Source organism: Roseovarius sp. THAF9, from assembly GCF_009363715.1.
Lineage (GTDB): Bacteria > Pseudomonadota > Alphaproteobacteria > Rhodobacterales > Rhodobacteraceae > Roseovarius.
The window spans coordinates 3,967,292-3,989,096 of sequence record NZ_CP045404.1; the positions used below are offsets into that span (position 1 = coordinate 3,967,292).

A 21,805-nucleotide genomic window follows, 5' to 3' on the forward strand; every position below is an offset into this window, starting at 1 on the left:
CTCTCTCTGGACCGCACCGGCTCAAACCCGTCCCGGCAACCCTCTCCCTCTCAAGGCTCGGGCGGCCGATAGGCCTCGTAGGGATTGCCGTCGGCGGCCGCGCGCAACAGCGTCTGGAAATTGGCGCGGGCATGGTCGGGAATGCTCATGACTGGCCTCCCGCAAGAGTGTCGGCGAGCCATTCGCCGGTATAGGTCCACGCCACGGTCGCACCGGTTGCGAGGTCGAGGACATGGGCTCCGCCGCCGAACGCATCGATGCGCGGCCGCGAACAGGTATTGGCGTATTGGAAGCCCCATCGTCCGGTCAGTGAGAACGCGACCGCGCAGCGCTTGACGAACTGGATGACATGTTCCGGATCGCCGGTGACATCGTCGCGTATCCACAGGCGGGTGCCGCCATGCTCGGGCACGATCGAGAGATCGAAGCCTTCGGACGGCGGGTCTTCCGATGCGTTTTCTTCGGACAGACGGTTGTAGAGATCGAGCGCGCGCGCCGCGTTCTCGGGTGTTCTGACGTCAAGGACGCAGGAGAAGTGGGTGAAGTAGTCGGCCATGACAGGCTCCTGAAACGAAAAAGCCCGGTGCGGTGACCGGGCTCGAATTGCGGATTTGGGGGTGAGCGGCTAGTAGCCGAATCGCCACGACGGCCAGGCTTGGCCGTCGTCGGCGTGCTTAATGGCCTCGTTGAGATAGGCCGGATCGCCATCGACAAGGGTGGGATCGCGTACGGGGGTTTCGTCGATCACCGTGACGGCGCTGACGACGCCGTCCTCGACCTCGACATGGACGGGCACGAGGAACTGGAAAACGACGCGGCGTGTGGGATGAGCGTGTTCGCTATTCATGAAAGCGCCTCCTGAAACAAAAAGGCCCGGTGCGGTGACCGGGCCGGGTTGGGAATGATGGTGTGAGATGCGGGGCGGCCCTGGCCACCCCGCAGGAGCGGCTATTCGGCAGCCACGGTTTGCGGCGTGTCGACAGGCTCTTCCTCGCCGTCGTCCTCGTCGGAGAGGAAGGCCGGCAGAGCTTCGGCGTCGTCGCCCTCGGCATCCGAGGTGGTGCCATCGTCGATGGCGGGCAGACGCAGCGGTTCGGGCAACCAGCCACTGTCGGCGAGTAGCCGTTCGGCCTCCTTGGCCATGTCCGGCTTCTTCAGATGGTCGATGAGCTGTGCGGTTTCTTCGCCCTTGGCCTCGCGTACCGCTTCGAGGATGCGGGGCTTGGTCACCCGGCCGAAATAGTTGTCGACCGTCGGCCGCCATCCCGTCTCGACCATGTCGAGCCCGATGGCACGGGCGAGCCGGTCCGCCTCGTGAATACGCTGCTGAACGCCGCGCGCCGTCGGCCCTGCGCCATAGGGATTGGCCTTCTCGTAGAGCGCGTTGACGCCGAAGGAGACGCAATGGGCGAGGAGCGCCATGCGGCTCGCATCGTCGAGACCGTCGATCTTGGCCCAGAGCGCCTCGTCGTCTTCAAGGGGCAGGTCGGCCTTCCAGGCCTCGTGCCGGTCGTCGACGGTCTTGGCGGCGGCACTGTCTTTCAGGTCATCACCCTGGACGGGGAAATAGACCTGCCGGACGGAAGCCTCGAGGCATCCCGGTGACGAGACGTGCTGGAAGGCGTCGCGCACCAGCTTGTGGATCAGCGCGGTCATGGCGACTGAGGGGTTGTTGGCCAGCGCATCACGCAGCGCGAGTGAGCGATGCGCGGTCAGTTCGATCACCAGCCGCTCGGGCAGCGGCTTGATCGCATCGTCCTCCTCGTCCTGCGGCTCGGGTTCGCCGCCCACGGAAATGACGGTGCGCTGCACGGCGCCGGGATCGGATGCCGCATCGCCATCGCTTCCCGCGTCATCGTCGCCCTCGGACGCCTCGTCCTCGGGACGGACATAGCCACGCTCGACGGAAAGCTGTCCATCGTGGCGGATGCTGACAAAGGCGCCAGCGCGGCCGATCTCGGCAGGATCGTACTGCTTCGGCCGATCCTCGAAGGCGTCGAGCGCCACCTCGATATCGCCGAACCGTTCATCCACCTCGTCGGGCAATTCGTCGGCCTCGGCATATTCGGCCTCCAGACGGTCGAACTCCTCACGCAGGGCTTCGCGTGTGGCCCGTTCCTCGTCGGTGAGATCGACTGGCGTGCCGGTGAGCGCCCGCAAGCCGTTGGTATGGCCATAGGGGAAATCGGCTGCGACCGAGATCCATTTCCAGCCCTCCTCGGCGATGGCCTCCGCCTCGGCGGTGAGCTTCTCGCCGACCAGCCGTTCGAGCAGAGTGACATCCTCGATCCAGCCGCCATCATCCTCCTGGAAGAGATCGCGCAGGACAGTGCCGCCGGCCTCTTCATAGGCTTCGATGGTGACGAAGCGCACGCGCCGGTCCGAGGCCCGCACGGTGTTCTCGGTGAGCATGCGGCGGATCTGATAGGGTTCCTTCGACCAGCTATGCTCGATGGCCTCCCAGACCTGTTCCTGGCGGGCATGGTCGGTGGAAACCGTGAAGGCCATCAACTGATCGAGCGTCATGGCGTCCTCGGCGTAGAGGTCGAGGAGCTTTTCCGACACCGAAGCGAGCTTGAGGCGCTGCTTGACGGTGTTGACCGAGACGAAGAACCGCGCGGCGATGTCTTCCTCGCTCATGCCCTGGTCCCGGAAGGTCTGGAACGCGCGGAACTGGTCGAGGGGATGCAGCGCTGCGCGTTGGACGTTTTCGGCGAGCGAATCTTCCTCGGCCGAAATCTCGCTGTCCGCCTCGCGCACGTTGCAGGGAACCGGCGCGGTGCGGGCCAACCGCTTCTTCTTCGCCAGAAGTTCGAGCGCCCGGAATCGGCGGCCGCCGGCCGGAACCTCGAACATGCCGGTCTCCTTGCCGTCGGCGTCCGCCACCGGGCGGACGTTGAGATTCTGCAGAAGGCCGCGGCGGGCAATGTCCTCGGCCAGGTCCTCGATCGAGACGCCGGCCTTGATGCGCCGGACGTTGGACTGGCTGAGCACCAGCTTGTTGAAGGGGATGTCGCGCGAGGCGCTGAGGGTGATCTTCTTGGCTGCTGTCGCCATGGTGAGTTACTCCGCGACAGGCGCCGAGAGCCTCTCTCTCGGCTTGAAACCCGTCACGGAAAAAGGGCGCCGCCCTCTCACTCTCCCGCGCCTGGCCGGAGCCTTGCACGAAGGTGACAGCAAGACCGCCACGTCACCGCCGCGACCGATGTGCGGCCGCAGCTTGTTCCAGCAGATCTCCGCGTTCGACAATGTGGCCGGCCCGGCGCGCTGCCTCGGCATAGACCGATATCGGGAACATGGCCTGAAACAGGATGTCGCGTTCGATCCCGAGACCGAAAGGCAGGCGGACAGAGCTGAGTTCGGCAATGCTGCAGGAGCCCAGCTCCGGACATCCGAAACCGAGATCGGCAAGGCCGAACAGCGTGTCGCCGTCCGCCTCCATCTCGGTGATGAGCCAGGTGCCCGCGCCGACTGGATTGAAGAATTTCACCACGGGCACATGGTCGATATCCCTCTGCCTTCCATTAGTCAGCAGTTGGTCGCGAATGTCGTTGGTCAACAGGATCATGCCACCCTCCTGTCGCGAGGGGTCTCTACCGGGTTGGACTCCACCGCGTCGGGTGCGAACGCCAGAAGCCAGTCGGCGGCCTTGCCCGCCTGGCTGGCGGCGCGGACGATGGCGCGATTGTCCTCGCGCAGCACCTCGAGCCAGGAGGCGATGTAATCGGCGTGCCGGACGGTCGGCGTGATGCCGAGCGAGGCGCAGCAGAAGGCGGCATTGATTTCGGCGATCAACTCCTCGAAGGCGTATTTCTTCGTGCCGAAGGAGCCCGAGAAATCACGCCCCAGACGCGAGACATGGCCTGTCGCGTGACCGAGCTCGTGCAGCGCCGTGCGATGCCAAGTGATGGGTTCGAAATAGGCCTGTGGCGGCGGCACCTGCACATAGTCGTGGGCCGGCACGTAGAAGGCCCGGTTGCCGCCGATGCGGAAATCGATGCCCGTCGCGGCGATCAGCGCCTCGACGCGCGGTTCGATCAGACCCGTCGGCACGGGCGGCGCGGCGGTCGCCACATCCTCTGGCAGGTTCTCGCATTGATCGGTATTGAAGACTGTGAAGCGCTTCAGGAACGGGATTGCCTGGGCGTCCTCGCCGGTCTCGCGCGCCCGGCGTTTCTCGTCCTCCGGCACGAAGCGGTCGGCATAGACGACGGTGGTGCCGCGCTCGCCCTTGCGGACATTGCCGCCGAGCGACAGCGCCTGGCGGAAGGTCAGCCAACTCTGTCCGGAAAAGCCACGCTCGATGACCGCGCCCCAGAGCAGAAGGACATTGATACCCGAATACTGACGATCGGTGGAGGCATTCTTCGGTAGGCCAAGCGGTGCCTTCGCGGCGGCCGTTCCCCACGGCTGAACCCAAGGCAAGCGGCCGGCCTCCAGCTCGGCGATGATCTTGTCGGTGATTTCGGAATAGAGATTGGTCCGGTCGCGCCGGGCGCCGGATTTGCGGTTCGGTCTGGACATCGCGGGTCTCCGCGACGGGCGCCGGAGGCCTCTCCTCCGGTCCTTATCCCGTCACGGCAAACCCGTCCGCACTCTCACTCTCAAAGGGGGCGTTGCGGGGTCTCCCCGCAGAAGGGGGTGCGCCGGCAACGCAGTGCCGGCCAGGGGGAAGGCTTTCCCCTCCCAAGATTTCCGTCTGAAGAACAAATACGCCAGATGCTGCAGCGCCCCTTGCCGGACGGTTCATTGCAGATCGTCGCGCATGGCGAGAAAGAGGACCTCGCTTAGGGTGTCTGTTCCAGCCATCGGTTGACGGGGTTACTTAGACCCTTATCCAATTGTATTTGTCTTTCGCCTTGTATCCGCATTTCAGGCAGGTGGCATAGAGGTCCGGATTCTCGTTGGGGCCGTGGCCTGACCAATTGTCTTGCGACACTTCGGCGTACCGGGTGCCGCCGCAGGCGCCACGACAGATAATTTGCACGAGCCGGTTCCGCGGTGTTCGCTGTGCGTATTTCGGGATCGGCATTTTCGTAGTCCTGGCTCAATCGATGATCAATACTTATCTGGAAACAGAGCAGAAAGACACAGGCAAGATGATCGGCGCGACTTATTGGACGGCGGCGCTCGAAGGAGGTTAGAGAGACCGAATGTATGTCCAGGTCGCACAAGAGCTGGTGGAACCGGATAGCGCGCGGCGTTTCCTCGGCGAACGAACATGCTGCCGGTACTGCGGCGCGATCGGGCCGGGCATCTTCGGTAAGCAAACGAACGCCCATGCGCTTCCGGCCGCGCTCGGCAACCGGACATTGTTCTCACTCGATGAATGCAAAGCCTGTAACGATAAGTTCTCGGTCTACGAGGACGCCTTGTGCAAGGCCGTTGGCCCGTTCCTGACCCTTGGCGGTGTGCGGGGCCGGTCCGGTGTCCGCAAGACCGGACAGTCCCGATCGAATTCGAGGATGCGCCACACCACGCTTGACGGGAAACGGCAGCTCAACATCGCGTCCGAAGGCGATGCCGATAAGCTGGTGAGCGTAGATCAGGCGACGGGCCTGCTCAGCCTGACAGTGCCGGTCGAGGGCGACGTGTTCGTTCCCCGCTATGCCTACAAGGCCTTGGCCAAGATTGGCCTGTCGATGCTGCCTGCCGAAGAATTGCAAAGGTTCCGAAAGGCGATTGCCAGCTTGCAGAATCTGGACGCCGAGCCGAATGGCGGGCCTCTGAAGGTCGGATTTTCTTACGCCTATGTGGGCAATGCGCCGCCGGCGCTTGCCGGAACCTTGTTGCGGCGACGGGAGTATCACGCGCCCGTACCTTACATGCTCTTCTTGCTGATGGCGGGATCCGTCTGTTTCCAGATCTGGCTGCGGTCTGACGATCTGGATGCGCATGTGCCCGAGACCGGCCGGCTCGGCATCCGCTTCACAGCGCAGCTTCCAAAGCCGGAAGGGGACTACTTCCCAATTTCCTATAGCGATCCCCTGCAGTTCGACTGGTCAGAGCTGACCCCGAGATTGCAGCCTTTCGAGGCTTTCGAACTGACATTCAATCCTCAGACGACCGAGGGGAACCTCAGGCCGATACCAAGGGCGTAACCCTGGCGGGGGCCAAGTTGAGTGAAAACATGCCTCCGCTGGGTACAGGCCGGAAAAACGGACTGTCTTTGGGCCATCTCCCCGTGCGTCCGATATGCGGATGAAGCTGACCCGGACGAATGCCGTCTGAATATCCGAACCCCAGCGCTCCTAGCTTCTCAGATTGATCTTGGCGCAAGAACTGCGATCGGTCACGCACTACTTTCATTCTGTGAAGCGGCTAGTTCAGGAAATATCTCTTCAAGCCGCTCAAGGGCGGCGGATGCGATTTCGGGAGCATGGATGTGAACACCGATCTCTCCCCACGGGAAATCAGCATCCGTTGAGGCCGATGCCCAGTTCATACTCGTAACAATGAAGTCATCGGTGTCCCAAGCAAGGAACTTGCCGTGTAATGGAATCTTTTTGGTCTTCGCCAGCGCCAGTCCATTTGTCCGAGCATCTTGAGCCAGTGCTCGGGCGTGACGGTTTTTCAGGGGACCGCTGGGCTGCGTATAGAGTACGACGGCGTCGACGCCATCACGGCTGCTGGCGACCTCCCCCTGCATGAGAGCACCGGGGCGTGCGGTTGAACCGAGCCGATTGCTCCCGATTATGAACTTCTGCTTGGCGGAACTGCTGGCAGTTCGAATAAGTTGATCGTGCGCCTCGCCGGTGATGATCGAAAGACGGGCGTCTCCATCTTGACCAGGCATGCGCCTCAAGTCACGAGCCGTGAGCGCCATCTCCGTGGCTATTTCGTCCGCAAGGCCCCGCCGTCCCGTCAAACGCTGGAGCGCCGTTGCCACGTCTGCGACGGCGTGTTGATTGCGAACGATGACGCTGAGCTCGACGGCTTGGAATGGCGACGATAGCCAATTGCATGAGCCGACGACGGCAAGCCAGCCCTCTTCAGCAGTGTCAAGCAGCATCAGTTTGGCGTGCGAACCGGTAGTGCGCATGTGGACACGGAACCGCCCACGCATGTGAGGATTTTCACTGATTGTCTTAGCGATCTGTATGGCGGCGGTGGCGTTTCTGCGTTCGGTGTCGTCGTCCTTCTCTGCGCCCCACAACAGGTCGAAGGTCACGCCACGCGAACAAGCTGCCTGAATGAGGTCGACCAGTTCTCCAAAGCGTACAGCGTCAAGAAAGGTCGAGTGAATGATGACACGGCGATGCGCTTTGGCGACCAAGTTCTCCAAACAGGTTCGTTGCGCTGAACCGCCGATCACCAAATCATTCGGATCGAAAGCGCCAGTATGAGCGCGTGGCTCGTGGTCAGTATCTTCACGCGGCCCCGCATAGGTCACGGGCACGCGGGTCGTGCCAGGCGGCAAAGCTGCAGTTTCTTGAATGACTTGGCGAAGTTTGGGGCCAGCCGTTTCCGGCAATCCCTGTGGAACGCCATCGGTAACTCGAAACACCATGAATTCGTTGTCGCGCATTGTGGCGGTGCGTCCGTCGATGAGCGCGATCTGCTCATCCAGGCCACGGGTCGCGATGTCGGCGAGCCGGTTGAGGTTCGCCTCGTGCGAGACTGATGGACCACCTTCGTCAACCGTGATTGTTCGGACTTCGGCGCCGTCATTACGAGCAGCGTCGATCTTGTGTTGATTCATCAGTCGAATCTGCCGGGTAGGGAAGAAATCGCCGGTCGCCCACTCGATAACGAAACTGACCCGCCGGGAAATGCGTTTCGGAAAGAAGGGAAGGGGGTCGCCGCTGCTGACCGATTTGAAGCCATAGTCGCTTGCTCTGAAGGCGACTCCTCCGCCTGTGAAGGCGACTTCAACGAGCCGAAAACGCATCAGACGTGCAATGGAAGCGACAATTATCTGGTGCGGTAGGTTGGCTTCTTCCGCAAGCGCTCCGACTGATTTGGATTGCCGAGTGATCGACCAGAGCACGAGTTCATCGATTACGCTCCACGCGCGACCGCGATCGATCCCGACCTTGCAGCCAATGCGGAAGACAGGAATTGCAATTAGAACGGTCATGAGCGCGCACGCAAAACAGGCGGCTCGATAATCGATGCCATGGATATGCCATTGCGCTTTCGGGTGCTTAGATCCGTGATCGCAGCCAAGGTGTCATCGAGAAATGAAAGGCTATGAGTTTCGGCTTCGGGATTGACACCCCTGACGGCCTCTCGCAGGAACGAGAGGCTCCCAACCAGGAAGAGTTGCCACTTGGCACGACTAAGGGCGACGTTCATGCGTCGCCGGTCTCGGAGAAAGCCGAGTGCCCGTCCTCCCGTCATGGCGTTGTTTCGAACGAGCGACAGAATGACGACGTCGGCCTCGCTGCCCTGAAAGGAGTCCACTGTGCCGACAAACGCTCCGTTGCTTTGGGCTGACGCAAACTGCTTCAGATGCGCGAGGTCGCCAGCGAGTCCCGCACTGACGCGCTGGTGAAGCTTGTCGACCTGGGCCTTGTAGGGCGAGAGGATCGCGAGAGAAGGCGGGGTGTCGCTGTCATTCGCTCTCAGCAAACGGAGAACATCAATGACAGCGTCAACTTCGCTCGGATTGTGCCAGCGGGGCCGTGCGTGCTCGAAGGTTTCGGCGCGTCCGGTTGAACTGACATGCGGGAAGTCGACCACGACAACTGGTGAACGCGGCAGCGAGCCTATCTGGAGGATGGGCGGTGCTTCCTGTTCGGCGGACAAAGCACGATTTGCCTCTGTGACGAGCTTCCCACCGTAGAAGGCCTTCGAGACGATTTCGGCGATCGCTGGGTCCATTCTGCGTTGTTCGGTCAAGGTTGCAGCGATGGGGCGATGATCGGGATTGGCGTGCCCGCGCCGGACGTCCTCGTCAACGAATGTGCGGAAGGGTTCGAGAAGACGGAGCGCGATATCTGAAAGGGCCTTCAGACCCTCCGAGTCGGCCAAGATTGCCTCCAGCTCATCCAATTCGCCATCGCGAAGCAGTGGACCAATCATTTGCTCGGCGATGCCAAGTGTCTCGCTCACGAGACTGTGGTCGCTTAGGATCTTGATGAGGCGGTCAGCGTCGAATGGGGGCAATTGGTGATGATCGCCGATCAGCAGCCTACGACCGGAAAGCATCAGCGGGCCGACGAGCTCTGGCCCGATGGCCTTTGCGGCTTCTTCCACGATAACCCAATCAAACTGCTCCCGTGTTTCGACGAGCCGTTCTATGTCTGGTGAGTTAGCCGTCGAGACGACAATGTTAGCGCCATCAAGGACCAGGCTCGAGATAGCGCCTAAGCCCGATCTGTGATCGCGGTCGATGGAAGCCTTTGCCGTTTCGAATTTTGCGGCGGCGTCCCGGAGGGTCGAAACGCGGTCTCGAAAGGCCTGCGGCGCGTCGCGTACCATTGCGCTGGTGGAGAGGCGTTCGAGATATTCCAAGCTGGCGAGATGAATCTCCTCGTCGCTTGTCGGGCGTTGATCTGAAGTCGTGGACCGAACGACGAGAACATCGTTCATGTCTCCAGCGTTCAGAGTTTCTTTTATTTTTCCCAACAGGCCGTCGAGCGAATCATGCCCTTGAGCCGAGACGAGCATGCGACTCGAGCGATCCGCAGCGAAACGTCGGCGCACCACCTCTGTGGCCAGTTTCGTTTTTCCGACGCCGGGAGGCCCGACTACAAAGTAGGATGGCAGGGTCGCCCAAATGCCCGACAGGGCATCCTGCTTGGGTCGATCCAAATCGAGAAAGGTCGGGTCCTCGCGGTCTTCTTCAGTCAGTTCTTCGCGACTGGAGCGCCGGACCCGCCACGGGTCGGTTAGCATCTGGGAAAGGTCGATGCGCGTGTCCAGCGCCTTGATGTTCCGCAGGCGTCGCGCGATCACTTGTTCGGTGCCGGTGTCTCGTTCGGTACGCAGAAAATAAGGCCCGTCGTCTGGTAGTTCCTCGTCGATCTCGAAACGATAGGCGCGGCGCCCGCGATGATCGGTCGCCTCCAAGAAGCTAGCGACCACGTCACCAGCGCGCGTCGCTCCAAGACTCGCGGCCTGACTGATGCGCCATTTGGCGTCTGCGTCCGGATGCTCATCCTCGAACAGCCGTCTTAGGATCGTGGCGCTCTCGGACATCCCGATGCGTTTCGCGGTTCGATCGCGATCATTACCCGGCTCTGCTCGAAGAATGATGTATCGACGCCCGTCTTGCCGGCCTTTGTCGAGGATTTCGATCGGATAGACGTCGAGTGCCTTGACGACCGCTTCAACAATTTGAACCAAAAGCAAGCCGCGCCGGATCGCAGCGCTTTCATCTTGATCGCCGACTTCGTTTCCAGCTTCGGCAAAGGCGCTCCAATCGAGCGCCTGGGGTCCCAAGCGGCCGCGCGTCTCTTTGGCTTCGCGCGCGTTTGCAGCGACAATGACAGATTGGGCTATGTCATGCTCTTCTGTGTCGCCCAGACTGAAGATTTCGTCTCTGAGCGTGATCGCCTGGCACACGCCGATATCCCAGACGGCGGCGCCCTCGTCGCGGAATGCCCGCACGCGGTAGATCATGTTGTTGGTCACCAGCTTTAGCCATGTGTTCGCTGGATCAAACTGCCGCGGGAGGAGGAGGGTGGCACCGCCATCTATGTCGGCCTGCACCCAATCCAGTTGACGTCGATATTCGTCGATAGCAATTTCGCCGCCGGTCGCGTCGTAGACGGTTTCACCGAGACGCGACTGGTGATCAAATGTCAGAATGAAGGCGCCTGCATGGGCCGACGTTGCTCGACTGACGCCCGGAACTAGGTCATCGATGGCGCGTCCGATCGAGGCGGCGTCGAGTTGGTCCATCCGTGCGGGCGAGATGAGGCGCTTTAGCAGTACACGTTCTGCAACGTGCAGTTCGATTGGCGCATCGAGATCTGCACGCATCTGGATCTCGCCGGAGGAGCGAACCTCTGCCTCCAAGCATTCTGCAACGAGGAGACCCAACTGCCGCCAATCCTCGGCGAAGGAGTAGCATTCGGTGCGGTGGAGTGCTGCGGCAGCGCCGACCCTGGCGTGAGAGCGATCATCCGTATCGGCGGTTAACCAGAGGCTCCACTCGAAGCCGGTTAGTTGAAAGTCCGGTTCGTCTGCCCCCTCTGTCATGATCGAGGCTGCGGACAGTCGCCCATGCACTAGACCCTGGGCGTGGATGATGCCGAGAGCAGTGACGATGCGCTTCAGGTTGCGCCAAAAGAGCGCGCGTGGTCGCGGAGCGCCGAGACTTCGCAACCAGTGTTGTCGTGGCACGCGGCGTCGGCGCTCGCTCAACGGTTGGCCGACACGGTTAAGAACCACGCCGAAATCCTCTTCGTCCTCAACAAACTCAAGGACGTCGACGATTACATCTCGCGCTCCAGCGTAGGACATAACGCGCTGAACCTGGCGCGTCTCATGCAGCCAGAGTTGGCGCAGATCGTCATCGACGGCTTCGCCGGTCTTTTTCCAGAGCTTCAGTGTGCGAGCCGCGCCCGACGCACGATCCTCGACCTCGAAGAGGGTAGGAATAAGTGCGTTCCTGTCGCCCGCAGCAACACCGTCGCCGACAAAGTCGAACCTGTCATCCAGGGATGCTTTTTTCTTTCTCGTTTTTCTTACGCCCATCGTCCCGCCGCTCCACTATTCGGAATTTTCAGCTTCGGCTGTGATGAATGTACGGCTGCACGAAACCGAACCAAGAACGAATGGGTCGCGAAGCGGTATCTGAAGTTCTCAAAACCCAATTCTCAGTTTCCTACGACCTGAAGACCTCCATCGCGCCGCAAGACCCCGACAGGCATAGGGGCGATCTCAGTATCGTTGACGAGAACATTCGAACCTTTCGGCCCGAGATCAATATCGATACGCCGGCCGCTCTGCGATGGGGTGCTATGCAAACGGCGGCATAAGAGGTCGGCGAGGGCAGGGTCCTCGACCGCGCAAATAATCTGACGTCCGTCGACGCGCAAAGCGGCGAGGACCTCCACGAGCTGCAGTGCTCTGAAATCGTCGATATGCTGGACTGGGTCGTCGAGAAGCAGCGATCTCAAAGGTGTCCAGCCGCGAGAAAGATGAACGGACAACAGGAACGCCAAGCCGGCGGCTCGGCGCTGGCCGCTGCTGAAGACAAATTGCGGATTGAGCCCGTCGCCGACCTTGAGGCTAAGGAATCGGCGTACATCGCCCCGGATGCTATAATCGATGGTGCGCCAATCGGCGTGAGGACGCAGACGCTGGTACAGCTCGTTAAGCAACGGACTGATTTGAGCGAGACGTTCGTCGATTATCTCTGCGCTCACGCGTTTTACGCTTCGTTCGATTTCACGGGCTGCCGTTGCAGCGCTCTGCGATTGGCTGACGGCGTCGGCAAGGCTGTCGATTTCGGAGCGCAGCCCGGCGATGTCTGATTCGATCGATGAAATGCGGGATACGGATTGAGACGCATCCAGGACGTGCAGGGCACGTTCCAGATCGATCAACAGATCCCGTTCACGACCGATTTCCCTTTCGAGACCATCGACGTCACTGATAAACTGATGGTCCAAGTCATTCAGATCGAAGAACTCGACATGTGCTTCTTCCTGCGCCCTAAGTCTTTGCTCCGCCTCGGTGTGGGAGCGGACCATTTCCTCGGCGGCATCGAGATCGAGTGACGGTTGTCGCGCGGCTTCCCTAGCTGCGGCGAGAGCGTCTCGGGCCGCTTGGACGCCGGATGAAAGAGTTGCGATGCGCCGGCGTGCGGCTTCTAAACCGGCCGAAAACTCCTCGGAAGTTCTGTGTGCCGCACACAATGGGCAGTGGTCTTCATGTAGACCCAGGCGCTCGCCATGCTCTACTAGAAGTGTGAGGGATGCCGCGACAGCGTCGGCGTCTTCTTCCTGTGTGAGCCGACGTTCGGCTTCGGTAACGGCAGCGTCAGCATCATCTTTGGCCTTTTGTGCGGAATCTCGACCGGTGAGCGCCGCTCGTCGTTCGTCGACCGCTTCCTGGCTATTGAACGTCTTTTGTTCAATCTCAAGCTCGCGTGCCAATTGCAGCGCTTCGCTCATATGCGCGAGCCGGGTCCGTCGGTCGGCGAGGGCGGTTCGCCCACTCTCGAGCTGGGACGTGACGTCCGACGATACGTTCGATATCGCGGTGGAAACTGTTTGCAGTGCGGCCGCTAGATCGCCCGATCGGCTCAGGGCAGCTTCGGCCTCTGACTGTTGCGCGATGCGATCTGACAGCCTTGATCGTGCAGCCTCGTATATCTCTTCATTGCGCGCATGCGCTTTGTCCGCAGCGGCTACGACTTCCTTGGCTTTGGCTGCCGATTCCGTGTCCTCGACCGCTCCCAGCGCTGAGCGGACCAGATCAAACCGCTCGGTTTCGGTCAGGTCTAGACTGAGAGCGGCAATCCATTCGTCTCGAATGATGGATGTTCGCGTAAGTTGCCTGAGCGCGTCATCCGGCGCTGCGCCGGCGCATAAGGCGGCGTGGATTTCCTCGACCGAACGATCGGCACCGCTTTCTCTGGAACGCGTGATCGTAAACGGCTTGTCCTCATCGGAAAGGAACGAGACGGTGACATAATGTGCGTCAGGTTTTCCGGCCCCTCTCCACCACAGATAATCGCTGAGGCTTTCTTTCGCCGCTTTTTCGACCGTGTATTTTTCGATCGATCCCGTAATCGCGAACTCGACGGCGTCGCAAAGCGTGCTTTTGCCGACACCGTTGCGTCCGGTAATGATCGTGAAACCGCTACCGAACTCGACGCGCACCTTGTCGCGAAAACCTCGAAAGCCGCAGAGTTCCAGAAAGTCGATCCTCACGAGTCTTCTCCGAGAATTCGCGCGACCTCGATGCTTGAAGTATCGCCCAAGAATGCTGTTACAGCTTCTGGCGGCAAGTCCTTCAGTCTGGCGCGAAGTCGGTCGTTGAAATTTGACGCGCCCAAGGACGGTTTGGAACGAACGGAAATCAGCGGCAGCAACGCCCGCTCGACATCGTCGACGGTGCGGACAGACTCGCGCGCGATCTTGCGCGTGAGCTCAAAGTCTTCCTCTATCGTCTCGATGGCGCGCGTTTGGTCGGGAGCCGACTCAGCGGTGAGAAACAGGGAATAAACGTTCCAGGCTTTTGCTCCGGCCGCGCGCAAGGCAGCCGAATGCCGCGCGAGAACATGTTTTTGTCTCGTCTCCCATTCGTCAAGCAAAGCGCGGGCAGAGTCGAAAACATGCACAAAGCCCATGAGGGCGGCGCTCTCAAAGCATGTGACCGGCGACGACGTGCCGGTTGAGACCCAAGTATCATATTGGGCATCCCTCAGGACGATTTCGACTTGCGTTGGAATATCCATCAGATGTTCAGCTCCGCCCGCGCGCTTGGTAGGTCCACCCATGTCCCGGCAGCTCCAGGCCGCACAACGTCGCCAGCGCGTCCGCCACGCACGACGTTGCTGGGAACACCGAGATCGGTAGCGCCCACGGCGACCACAATGTCCGCTGTGATCGCCGTCGGGGGCTCTATGAAGCGGGCGCGAAGCGAGCCCAGGATGCGATCGGCGCCGTTGATGACGCGTATCATGCGTCCGTTCAAATCGTACCCGCCCGCCCGCTCGACAGCGCCCGCTCGCCGGAGCAGAAGATGGAAAAATCCGAGTGTTTCGCCGTTGCCGGGACGGATCCGAGTGGCGGGTTCGGCGCTTGAAACGCCCTCGGCGTCTCTTCGCCATGCATAGAGAGTCTCGCTGTCAAATTCCTCCATGATGAGCCAGTCGGGATTGCAGGGAGCGCCGGTGGCTTCCTCGATAGCGTCTTTTCCGGCGGCGAGAACTTGCCGCAGATAACTCGTGGAATATGCGCGTCTTAGATCATCAAGGACGTCGGCGCCGGATTCCTGCACATGCTCGAAGACCACATTCTCGGCATGAGCGATATTCCAAAGATCGGGAGCTTTATCTTTCAGGGCGTCGGTGGGAGAGAGATCGACGACCGTGACGGATAGCGGTTGCACGTCGACGAGTGCTGTGCCGAGCACCGCATTTAGATAGTCCCAGTCCGACCAGAAGCCGACGACCAGGAGGTCTTTTTGCCTCAGGTTTGCCGCCATCCAGGTTTTGCTCTTGTCTATGCGCGCGGCAATCGTCTGGTCGGCAAGCTGCGATGGCGCCCAGACGGTAGAATTTCGGTCCCGATTCTCGCAACCGTGGAACTTGAGCAGCGGGCCTCGATGAGTGGCGTCGACCATGGCCTCGTCGCCATCCAAAGATCCCCGAAATTCGGAACCATAATCCCAGGCCCGCCTCTCAATAAGCGTGTCATAGTTGCTGGAAATACCGGCAACGGCGGCTCGTGTGATCAGGAAGTCCGCGATGGCGGCGTGGCCGGCATTTGACGGCCGTACGAAATCCGGCCACGGGACCAGATGCTCGATGAATACGGATTTCAATGTGTTCAGGCCGGCGAAATGCTCCGCGAGGGCCTCCAGATCTTGACGCAGTGCGAGGTCGCAGTTCGGATCGGACTCAAGGCGATATTTGTCAAAGCATTTTTCTGCAACCGCTCGCGCGGAGGGCAGGTTGCTTGGCGTTGCCATCGATAGACCGGCTCCACAAACCACGAGCAGGCGCCCGGCGTTCATTGATGCGAGTAGTCTTGTTGTTGTCTCCGGACTCAAATCTGCTCCCCCCGGACAGCATGAAATCTATTTGGTGCCTCCACGGCGAGCGGCCTTTTCCGTCGAACTCCGAGCAATATCACCCAGGTGTTGTATGATTATTGGCGGCCGAGATGGAAGTCTCACGGTCAGTTCTAGCTTGCCGCCGATTGCTTCGACATAGCTGCGCAACGTCGAGAGGTACATATCAGCTTGTTTTTCGATCTTGGAGACCGATGGTTGTTTTATCTTGAGAACATCGGCAACTTCATCCTGCGCCTTTCCGGCAAGTTTGCGCAGTTCTTGAAGGCCTTCGATTTCCTGCTTGAGTTCGTCGGCGCGGGCCGCCACTTCCTGCTGATGATCTTCAGGAAGGGTCGCGATAATCTTATGTATGTCTCTGCCCATCATGATCGGTCCTTTTTCGCAGACGCCAGCCTATCCAAGTGTGCGGAAAACCGCTTGTCTGACGAGGATAATCGCCCTTCCTTTCGAGTCGAAAGCCCCTCGCCACTGGCCATCATGCAGGTTGACCTGCTTTGGCATATAGCCTCCAAGCTATATTTTGTCAAGAGCTGTGGGCAGTCGGTCAGTTGCCGCCCTCCGCGCAAGGCGCGTTGTCAGGTTCATGGCGACGTATGGGGTAGGCGCCGACAAGCCTTCTCTATGGCAGGAACGGCACCAGCGACATGTAGCGCCAGGTTGCCTTGCAGGTTCACTGCATGGTCTTCCCTCTAAAGGCTCTCCCAACGAGCGGAGCGGTAAGTTCCAATTAGCGGGACATTGACTTCCAATCAGCCGACACGGATAGTTCCAATTGCCGGAGACTCGGAGATTGGATGTTCAAGCGGTTTGTAGAGCGTCGGGCAGAGGAAGCCCTTTCGGATACGCCCGTGGTTCTCATTGTGGGGCCACGCCGGGCGGGCAAGACGACGCTGGTCAAGAAGATGGGGGAAGCTGGCCGCAGCTACATCACGCTGGACGACCAGACCGTGTTGGACGCTGCCCAGTCCGATCCGACCGGGTTTATCCGCGGACTGGACATTGCCATCATCGACGAGATCCAACGCGCCCCGAACCTGTTGCTCGCGATCAAAAAGACAGTCGACGAGGATTACCGTCCCGGCCGTTTTCTTCTCACGGGCTCGGCCAATGTCCTGACCCTGCCGCGGATCGCCGACAGCCTCGCCGGCCGGATGGAAACGCTCCAGATGCTGCCGCTGGCGAGGGCCGAGATCGAGGGCAAGAAACCGACCTTCCTGGAACGCCTGTACGAAGGAAAGCTGCAAAACCAGCGCAACGCAATCATTGGTGACGATCTCGTCAGCGCCGTCTTGCTCGGCGGATTTCCCGAGGCGATTGCACGACAAACCGAGCGGCGAAGGCAGGACTGGGCACGGTCCTACCTCACCTCGATCCTCACCCGCGATCTCAGGGACATCGCGGATGTAGAGAAACTGACTGAGCTTCCGAAATTCGTGCGCCTGCTGGCAGAACACTCGAGCCAGTTGGTCAATTATTCGCAATTCGGGGCCGGCATCAATGTCAGCCACAAGACCGGGCAGCGCTATGTCGGATTGCTCGAACAGGTTTTTCTGATCGCGACGCTGCAACCCTGGTTCACCAATGCGCTGAAGCGCATCGTCAAGACACCGAAGCTGCATTTCCTCGATTCCGGCCTGCTGGCGAGTGCGCGCGGCCTGACCTTCGACAGGGTGAAGGCGGATCGCGGGACGTTCGGCGCCCTGCTGGAAAGCTTCGTGTTCTCGGAAGTGCTCAAGCTGATGACGGCCTCGGACCAGCGGCTGACGCCGCATCACTTTCGGGACCGGGATATGCGCGAGGTCGACATCGTGCTGGAGCGTGACGACGGGATGATCGCCGGCATCGAGGTGAAGGCAAGCGCTACGGTTAAATCCGGCGACTTCGCCGGATTGCGTGCACTGGCGGAGGCTTGCGGAGACCGTTTCGCTTTCGGCACCGTGCTCTACGACAGCGCGGATGTCGTGCCGTTCGGTGACAAACTGGCAGCAGCGCCACTGTCATCGCTGTGGGGTTGAGGTCTATTCGTATGAGAAAGACGAAGGAGAGAACTGGGCAATTTTCACGACATTTCATGTCTAGGCCGTCGGCAACACTGAGGGTTGGGATTTGAGGGCGCCGGATGCAACGTCATCATCGGGCGGGGCCGACGCAGCGCTAGACGGCTTCGAATACCAGATCGGCGTGTCGGTGCTGACGGCCCTCAGATTGATGCTGATCACGAAGTCGGCCGCCCAGATTACGCTCGAACCTGCAATCGAAGAAGATCTGGAGTCCGACCTCGAACCGGCAACGCCGGGCCGTGTCCAGCCGAGCGCCAATATGTCCGACGGCTACAAGCTCGTCGTTCAGATCAAACTCCGTAATACGGGTCCTTGGTCGATCGCCAGTTTCAAGGCACTGCTCAGGCATGGAAAGAAGCGCCGACCGGCAAGGCACCATCTTGATGACTCCGGCACGCGCTACTTGTTGGTTACCAACGCCGACACCACCGGCGTGACGCGCGATCTGATGGTCGGTGGGTTAGAAGAATGGCCAGAGGAGCACACCTTTCCGGCCAGCCTCTCGTCGACTTTACCCCATTCACCAGCGGGTCGAATTGCCATTTGGGGTGTTCTCAGCGAACGCCTTCTTGATCTCGAGATAAACGATATCCTCGGTTCGTTGCTGCGCGTGCCCAAGAGCCGGCAAACTGAATGCCGTGCGCGGCTTAGGGATGAGGCGCTTCGGCGCATGCGCGGGACGAGCCCAGGCGTATGGACGCGAGAGGATCTTCTGAGCGTCATACGCGGTTGCGGTGGGTATCTGGCCAGCGCTCCGCAGCTCGAGTCATTCGTGCCGCCGACCAATTTTGGCGACTTGGAAAATCTGCTTGAGCAGCGGAATGCCATCGTGATTTCAGGACCTTCTGGTACGGGCAAGACCTGGACAGCGTTGGCGCTGATTGACCGGGCGCGGCAGCGGCCGTCTGCGCCTGAAATCATACAAGTCAATGTGAACAATGGCCCTTCGAGCACAAGGACCCTTACGGACACTGGACCAAAGCTCTTTTACGTCGAGGATCCATGGGGGCAATATAGCCTCCGGGGCGGTGCCGACGAATGGACGGAACAGCTTCCCAGGCTGTTGCGGGAAGCACATGGCGGGCATCAGTACGTCGTCACCTCGCGATCTGACATGCTCGGTCAGGCAAGAGCTGACCAAGGCCTCAAACGCTGGTCAGTAGTTCTGGATGCGGATCAATATCGCGATGGGGAACTCGCAAGGATTTACGATAAACGCCTTGAGCAACTGGCGAGCGAGCGTCAGGCCAAGGCGATGGAGTTCCGAAAGGATGCGTTAGACGCGCTCGAAACGCCATTTGAGGTCGATCTGTTTTTTACGCATCTGGCTGACGGCCCGGAGGCAGATGAGGTGGATCAGGCGTTCTACCGCCGGATTTTAGGGCTGGCACATCGCGATGCAGTCGAAGACGTTGTCGTTGCTTATTTAAAAGCCAGTGATCAAACTGGGACGGCGGCGGTCGTTTGGGCGTTGCTTGCGGCGCGATCACAATTCGATCGCAGTCAGCTTATTGGCCTTAGTCGGAAACTGCGGCTCATCGAGCCCGCTTTCATCGACGGGCTGGAGAAGCTGGTAGATCGGCTGGTCGCCACGCGGCATCTGCGTCAACCGGGCCAGACCGTTAGCTTCTCGCATCCGAGCGTACGCGCAGGTTTCGAAATATTCATACTGGAGACCTGGGGGCGCAGCGAAGCTGCCTTCATGGCGATGATTTCGGCCCTGACCCAAATGACCGGTTCGCATCGGGGCTGGGCACTTGAAACTGCAGCCCGTGCGTTCAAAGCAATCATCGATCTCATTGCCGGCGCTGAAAAAATCGACGCGGAGTTCGAGGCCGACCCTGCCAGCCGCGCGGCGATCGATGGATGGCTCGAGGAGAGCCTCGTCGATCCTCAAAGTGAATTTCGCTCTGTGCTGCAACTGAGCTCCGATGTGGGTCGGCAAACGTCGGCTCCTTCGGAACTTGCACGTTGGTTCATCAAGGGCATTCGACGCGGCGGACAGTTCTTCCTCGACACGTGGAAACCTCCGACTTTCGATGATGAATGGTACGAGCGGGTCTCGGCTGACCCACGGACGTTCACAATCGCTGACCGCTTTGTTCGTGAGCAACTTCCACAGGACCGGGACGGCTTCGGCAATGACTTCGCAAGCAAACTTGATCGACTTGCGAGCGATCTGACACCCGCATTCGTTGCGGCGTCACACAAGCTGGTCACCTCCGGCTTCGACAGAAACGTCAGCGCTGTGGCGGTTGGCGCGGTGCGGGACTTGGATAGTTACGAGAGTGTGCTCAATGCCGCGCTTGACGAATTTGCGAGTCTTAAACGGTATTATGAGCGGGAGGGCAACGAACAATGGCGCGCGATCAGAGACGGCGAATGTGATGAGGCTCACGAGGAAGGCTACCAGTCACATCACGAAGATGACGGGTATGCCGCCGGAATTTTCGTAGAGACTTATGTGCGGCAAATTCGATTCCTTGGCCGCTGGCAAACCTTGGCAGATCATCGTCGCGTATCTGAAATGGGCCGCGCATGGGCCGACGATGTCAGAAAAGCGGGCGGGCCGGTCTCGTTGGAAGAGATTCGGGCCGTCATCGCTACTACGCAGACCAGCGATGACGAGGAATATGCCTGGGAAGCAGCGTGCGAACACTGGAAACCTTCGCTGGCGCCGGACCTTGAACAACGTATCCTGTCTAGTCCTGATGACGAGGATGTACGCGCCGCGCTTGTTTATTGCGCTTTGATAAAGGCGCCTGCCACGCTGACGTTCTGCTTTGAACAATTGTCGACAGCGCCCGCGTTGTTCGTCCAGATCTTGGTGGACATGCATGGGACGAGCCGTCGGATTTCTGGAAAGAGCCGCGCGCTTCGCCTGAAGCCTGTTCTGATATCGCTTCCAAACGCTGGCACTGAAATATTCGAGGCGCTTCCCGTCAAGGACAAGCCTCCGGGTGCTGTTGGCGAAACAGCCCTGGCGTTACTGAGCGCAGCTGCCACAACGGCGCCGCCCTTTGTCCTCGCCAAGATCGTACCGGTAATGATTGCCAGTGGCGCCACTTCTTCGGCTGCTATTCGCCGTTGGCTTCTCGAAACAGAGGACTTTCAGCTCTCCAAGGCAGCCGCGGAGGCCGCAATTGCCATCAACGACGATGCCTTGGCTTGGCTTGCGCTCGGACATGCACGGGCGGATGCTCGCGAGGCGGTCATCGAGTATCTTTCGTCTACGCTACCAGATCCTCTGCCGAAGCGAATACTGGACCTTTCGCTAGATCCTGGTAGTCGTGTCCGTCGGACCCTGGTTCGCGTTCTTGCAGATCGGCCACATCCAGCGCATCAACGTGTGCTGGTCCGACTGATGAACGATGACTGGTCCGACGCTGCAGCATTCTACAACGAACCGCCATCCTATCCTATTGCCCGCGAGGCGATAGGCGGGCTCGCTGCCTATGGCAGCCTGACGGATGAGATTGGGGAAGCGCTATTGAATCTGGCCGAGCGCACAGATGATCGCTCGCTTGGCATGAAGGCGCTGAACACATCCGCGCAATGTTGCGGTCCAGCGATCCGAAAAAAGATTTGGGACCTGGCCCTCATCAACCAGGCCCGCTGGGTACGTGTCGACGCAATTGACGCCTTGACCGTTGCGGACGTTGTCGAAACCGAAATCCTCGATGCAATAGATGCCAAGCTCATATTAAGACTGCCACCGCCGTTGGCCGCGTCTGCCTGCGTATTGCTTGCGGTGCATGGACAGGTCGATGCTGTCGTCGGCACGATGGAGCGGATTGCGCACTCAACAAAGCGCCGCGCGCTGTTGTTGCTAGGTGCTTTCGGACTTGCCGACCGTGACCGTGAAGCGGCTACCGGGCTACTTGCGTTGCTTGAAAAAGGCCATGCTGCGAGTCGGCTTCTCGATCTAGCCGATGGAGAACAGCTGCCGGCATCTGCACTCAGCGACTTGGGGCATATCCGCATCAGAAAGGTGGTCCAGGAATGGCTCAATGAAAAAATCGCCAAGGAGTGAGCCTATC

General features: G+C 60.1%; 15 protein-coding genes. 3 read left to right on the plus strand and 12 right to left on the minus strand.

The window, feature by feature from the left end; translation table 11 throughout:
* Positions 1–50: 50 nt before the first annotated feature.
* From FIU86_RS22900 to FIU86_RS19485, 6 genes are all read right to left on the minus strand, one after another.
* A complete protein-coding gene (locus FIU86_RS22900; protein WP_254703897.1) occupies positions 51–149 on the minus strand; it encodes a DUF6117 family protein in 99 nt (32 codons plus the stop codon).
* On the minus strand, positions 146–556 hold the full coding sequence (locus FIU86_RS19465) for a hypothetical protein (protein ID WP_152476656.1): 411 nt from the start codon (positions 554–556) through the stop codon (positions 146–148). The genes FIU86_RS22900 and FIU86_RS19465 overlap by 4 nt, the downstream gene beginning before the upstream one ends.
* A gap of 69 nt (positions 557–625) precedes the next feature.
* Positions 626–847 (minus strand): hypothetical protein, encoded by a 222-nt coding sequence (locus tag FIU86_RS19470; RefSeq protein WP_152476658.1) that lies wholly within the window; start codon positions 845–847, stop codon positions 626–628.
* A 101-nt stretch (positions 848–948) separates the two neighbouring features.
* On the minus strand, positions 949–3,057 hold the full coding sequence (locus FIU86_RS19475) for a ParB/RepB/Spo0J family partition protein (protein WP_152476660.1): 2,109 nt from the start codon (positions 3,055–3,057) through the stop codon (positions 949–951).
* Between the two features lie 133 nt (positions 3,058–3,190).
* Positions 3,191–3,568 carry a DUF2958 domain-containing protein gene (locus tag FIU86_RS19480; RefSeq protein WP_152476662.1) on the minus strand — a complete coding sequence of 126 codons (378 nt, stop codon included), beginning with the start codon at positions 3,566–3,568 and terminating at the stop codon, positions 3,191–3,193.
* Complete coding sequence (locus FIU86_RS19485; RefSeq protein ID WP_152476664.1) at positions 3,565–4,524, minus strand: ArdC family protein; 960 nt, start codon at positions 4,522–4,524, stop codon at positions 3,565–3,567. The genes FIU86_RS19480 and FIU86_RS19485 overlap by 4 nt, the downstream gene beginning before the upstream one ends.
* Before the next feature lie 629 nt (positions 4,525–5,153).
* Between FIU86_RS19485 and FIU86_RS19490 the strand changes: the two genes are divergently transcribed.
* Positions 5,154–6,101: a hypothetical protein gene (locus FIU86_RS19490; RefSeq protein WP_152476666.1), complete on the plus strand. Its 948-nt coding sequence runs from the start codon at positions 5,154–5,156 to the stop codon at positions 6,099–6,101.
* Positions 6,102–6,292: 191 nt separating this feature from the next.
* Here the strand turns inward: FIU86_RS19490 and FIU86_RS19495 are convergent, their stop codons facing one another.
* The 6 genes from FIU86_RS19495 to FIU86_RS19520 all read right to left on the minus strand — a co-directional run bounded on the left by FIU86_RS19495 (position 6,293) and on the right by FIU86_RS19520 (position 16,071).
* On the minus strand, positions 6,293–8,080 hold the full coding sequence (locus tag FIU86_RS19495; protein ID WP_152476668.1) for a phospholipase D-like domain-containing protein: 1,788 nt from the start codon (positions 8,078–8,080) through the stop codon (positions 6,293–6,295).
* Positions 8,077–11,649, minus strand: coding sequence for a DEAD/DEAH box helicase (locus FIU86_RS19500; RefSeq protein WP_152476670.1), 3,573 nt, complete (start codon positions 11,647–11,649; stop codon positions 8,077–8,079). Before FIU86_RS19500 ends, FIU86_RS19495 begins: the two co-directional genes overlap by 4 nt.
* Before the next feature lie 122 nt (positions 11,650–11,771).
* Positions 11,772–13,835, minus strand: a complete 2,064-nt coding sequence (locus tag FIU86_RS19505; RefSeq protein ID WP_152476673.1) for an AAA family ATPase — start codon at positions 13,833–13,835, stop codon at positions 11,772–11,774.
* Positions 13,832–14,362, minus strand: coding sequence for a hypothetical protein (locus tag FIU86_RS19510; RefSeq protein WP_152476675.1), 531 nt, complete (start codon positions 14,360–14,362; stop codon positions 13,832–13,834). The genes FIU86_RS19505 and FIU86_RS19510 overlap by 4 nt, the downstream gene beginning before the upstream one ends.
* The gene (locus FIU86_RS19515) at positions 14,362–15,600 is read right to left on the minus strand and encodes an SIR2 family protein (RefSeq protein ID WP_172977559.1); all 1,239 of its coding nucleotides are present in this window, start codon (positions 15,598–15,600) and stop codon (positions 14,362–14,364) included. Before FIU86_RS19515 ends, FIU86_RS19510 begins: the two co-directional genes overlap by 1 nt.
* A 108-nt stretch (positions 15,601–15,708) precedes the next feature.
* Positions 15,709–16,071, minus strand: a complete 363-nt coding sequence (locus tag FIU86_RS19520; protein ID WP_254703898.1) for an XRE family transcriptional regulator — start codon at positions 16,069–16,071, stop codon at positions 15,709–15,711.
* A 428-nt stretch (positions 16,072–16,499) separates the two neighbouring features.
* Here FIU86_RS19520 and FIU86_RS19525 point away from each other — a divergent pair, with 428 nt between their 5' ends.
* On the plus strand, positions 16,500–17,720 hold the full coding sequence (locus FIU86_RS19525; protein WP_152476679.1) for an ATP-binding protein: 1,221 nt from the start codon (positions 16,500–16,502) through the stop codon (positions 17,718–17,720).
* A 91-nt stretch (positions 17,721–17,811) separates the two neighbouring features.
* The gene (locus FIU86_RS22905) at positions 17,812–21,798 is read left to right on the plus strand and encodes a hypothetical protein (RefSeq protein WP_254703899.1); all 3,987 of its coding nucleotides are present in this window, start codon (positions 17,812–17,814) and stop codon (positions 21,796–21,798) included.
* Positions 21,799–21,805 lie beyond the last annotated feature (7 nt).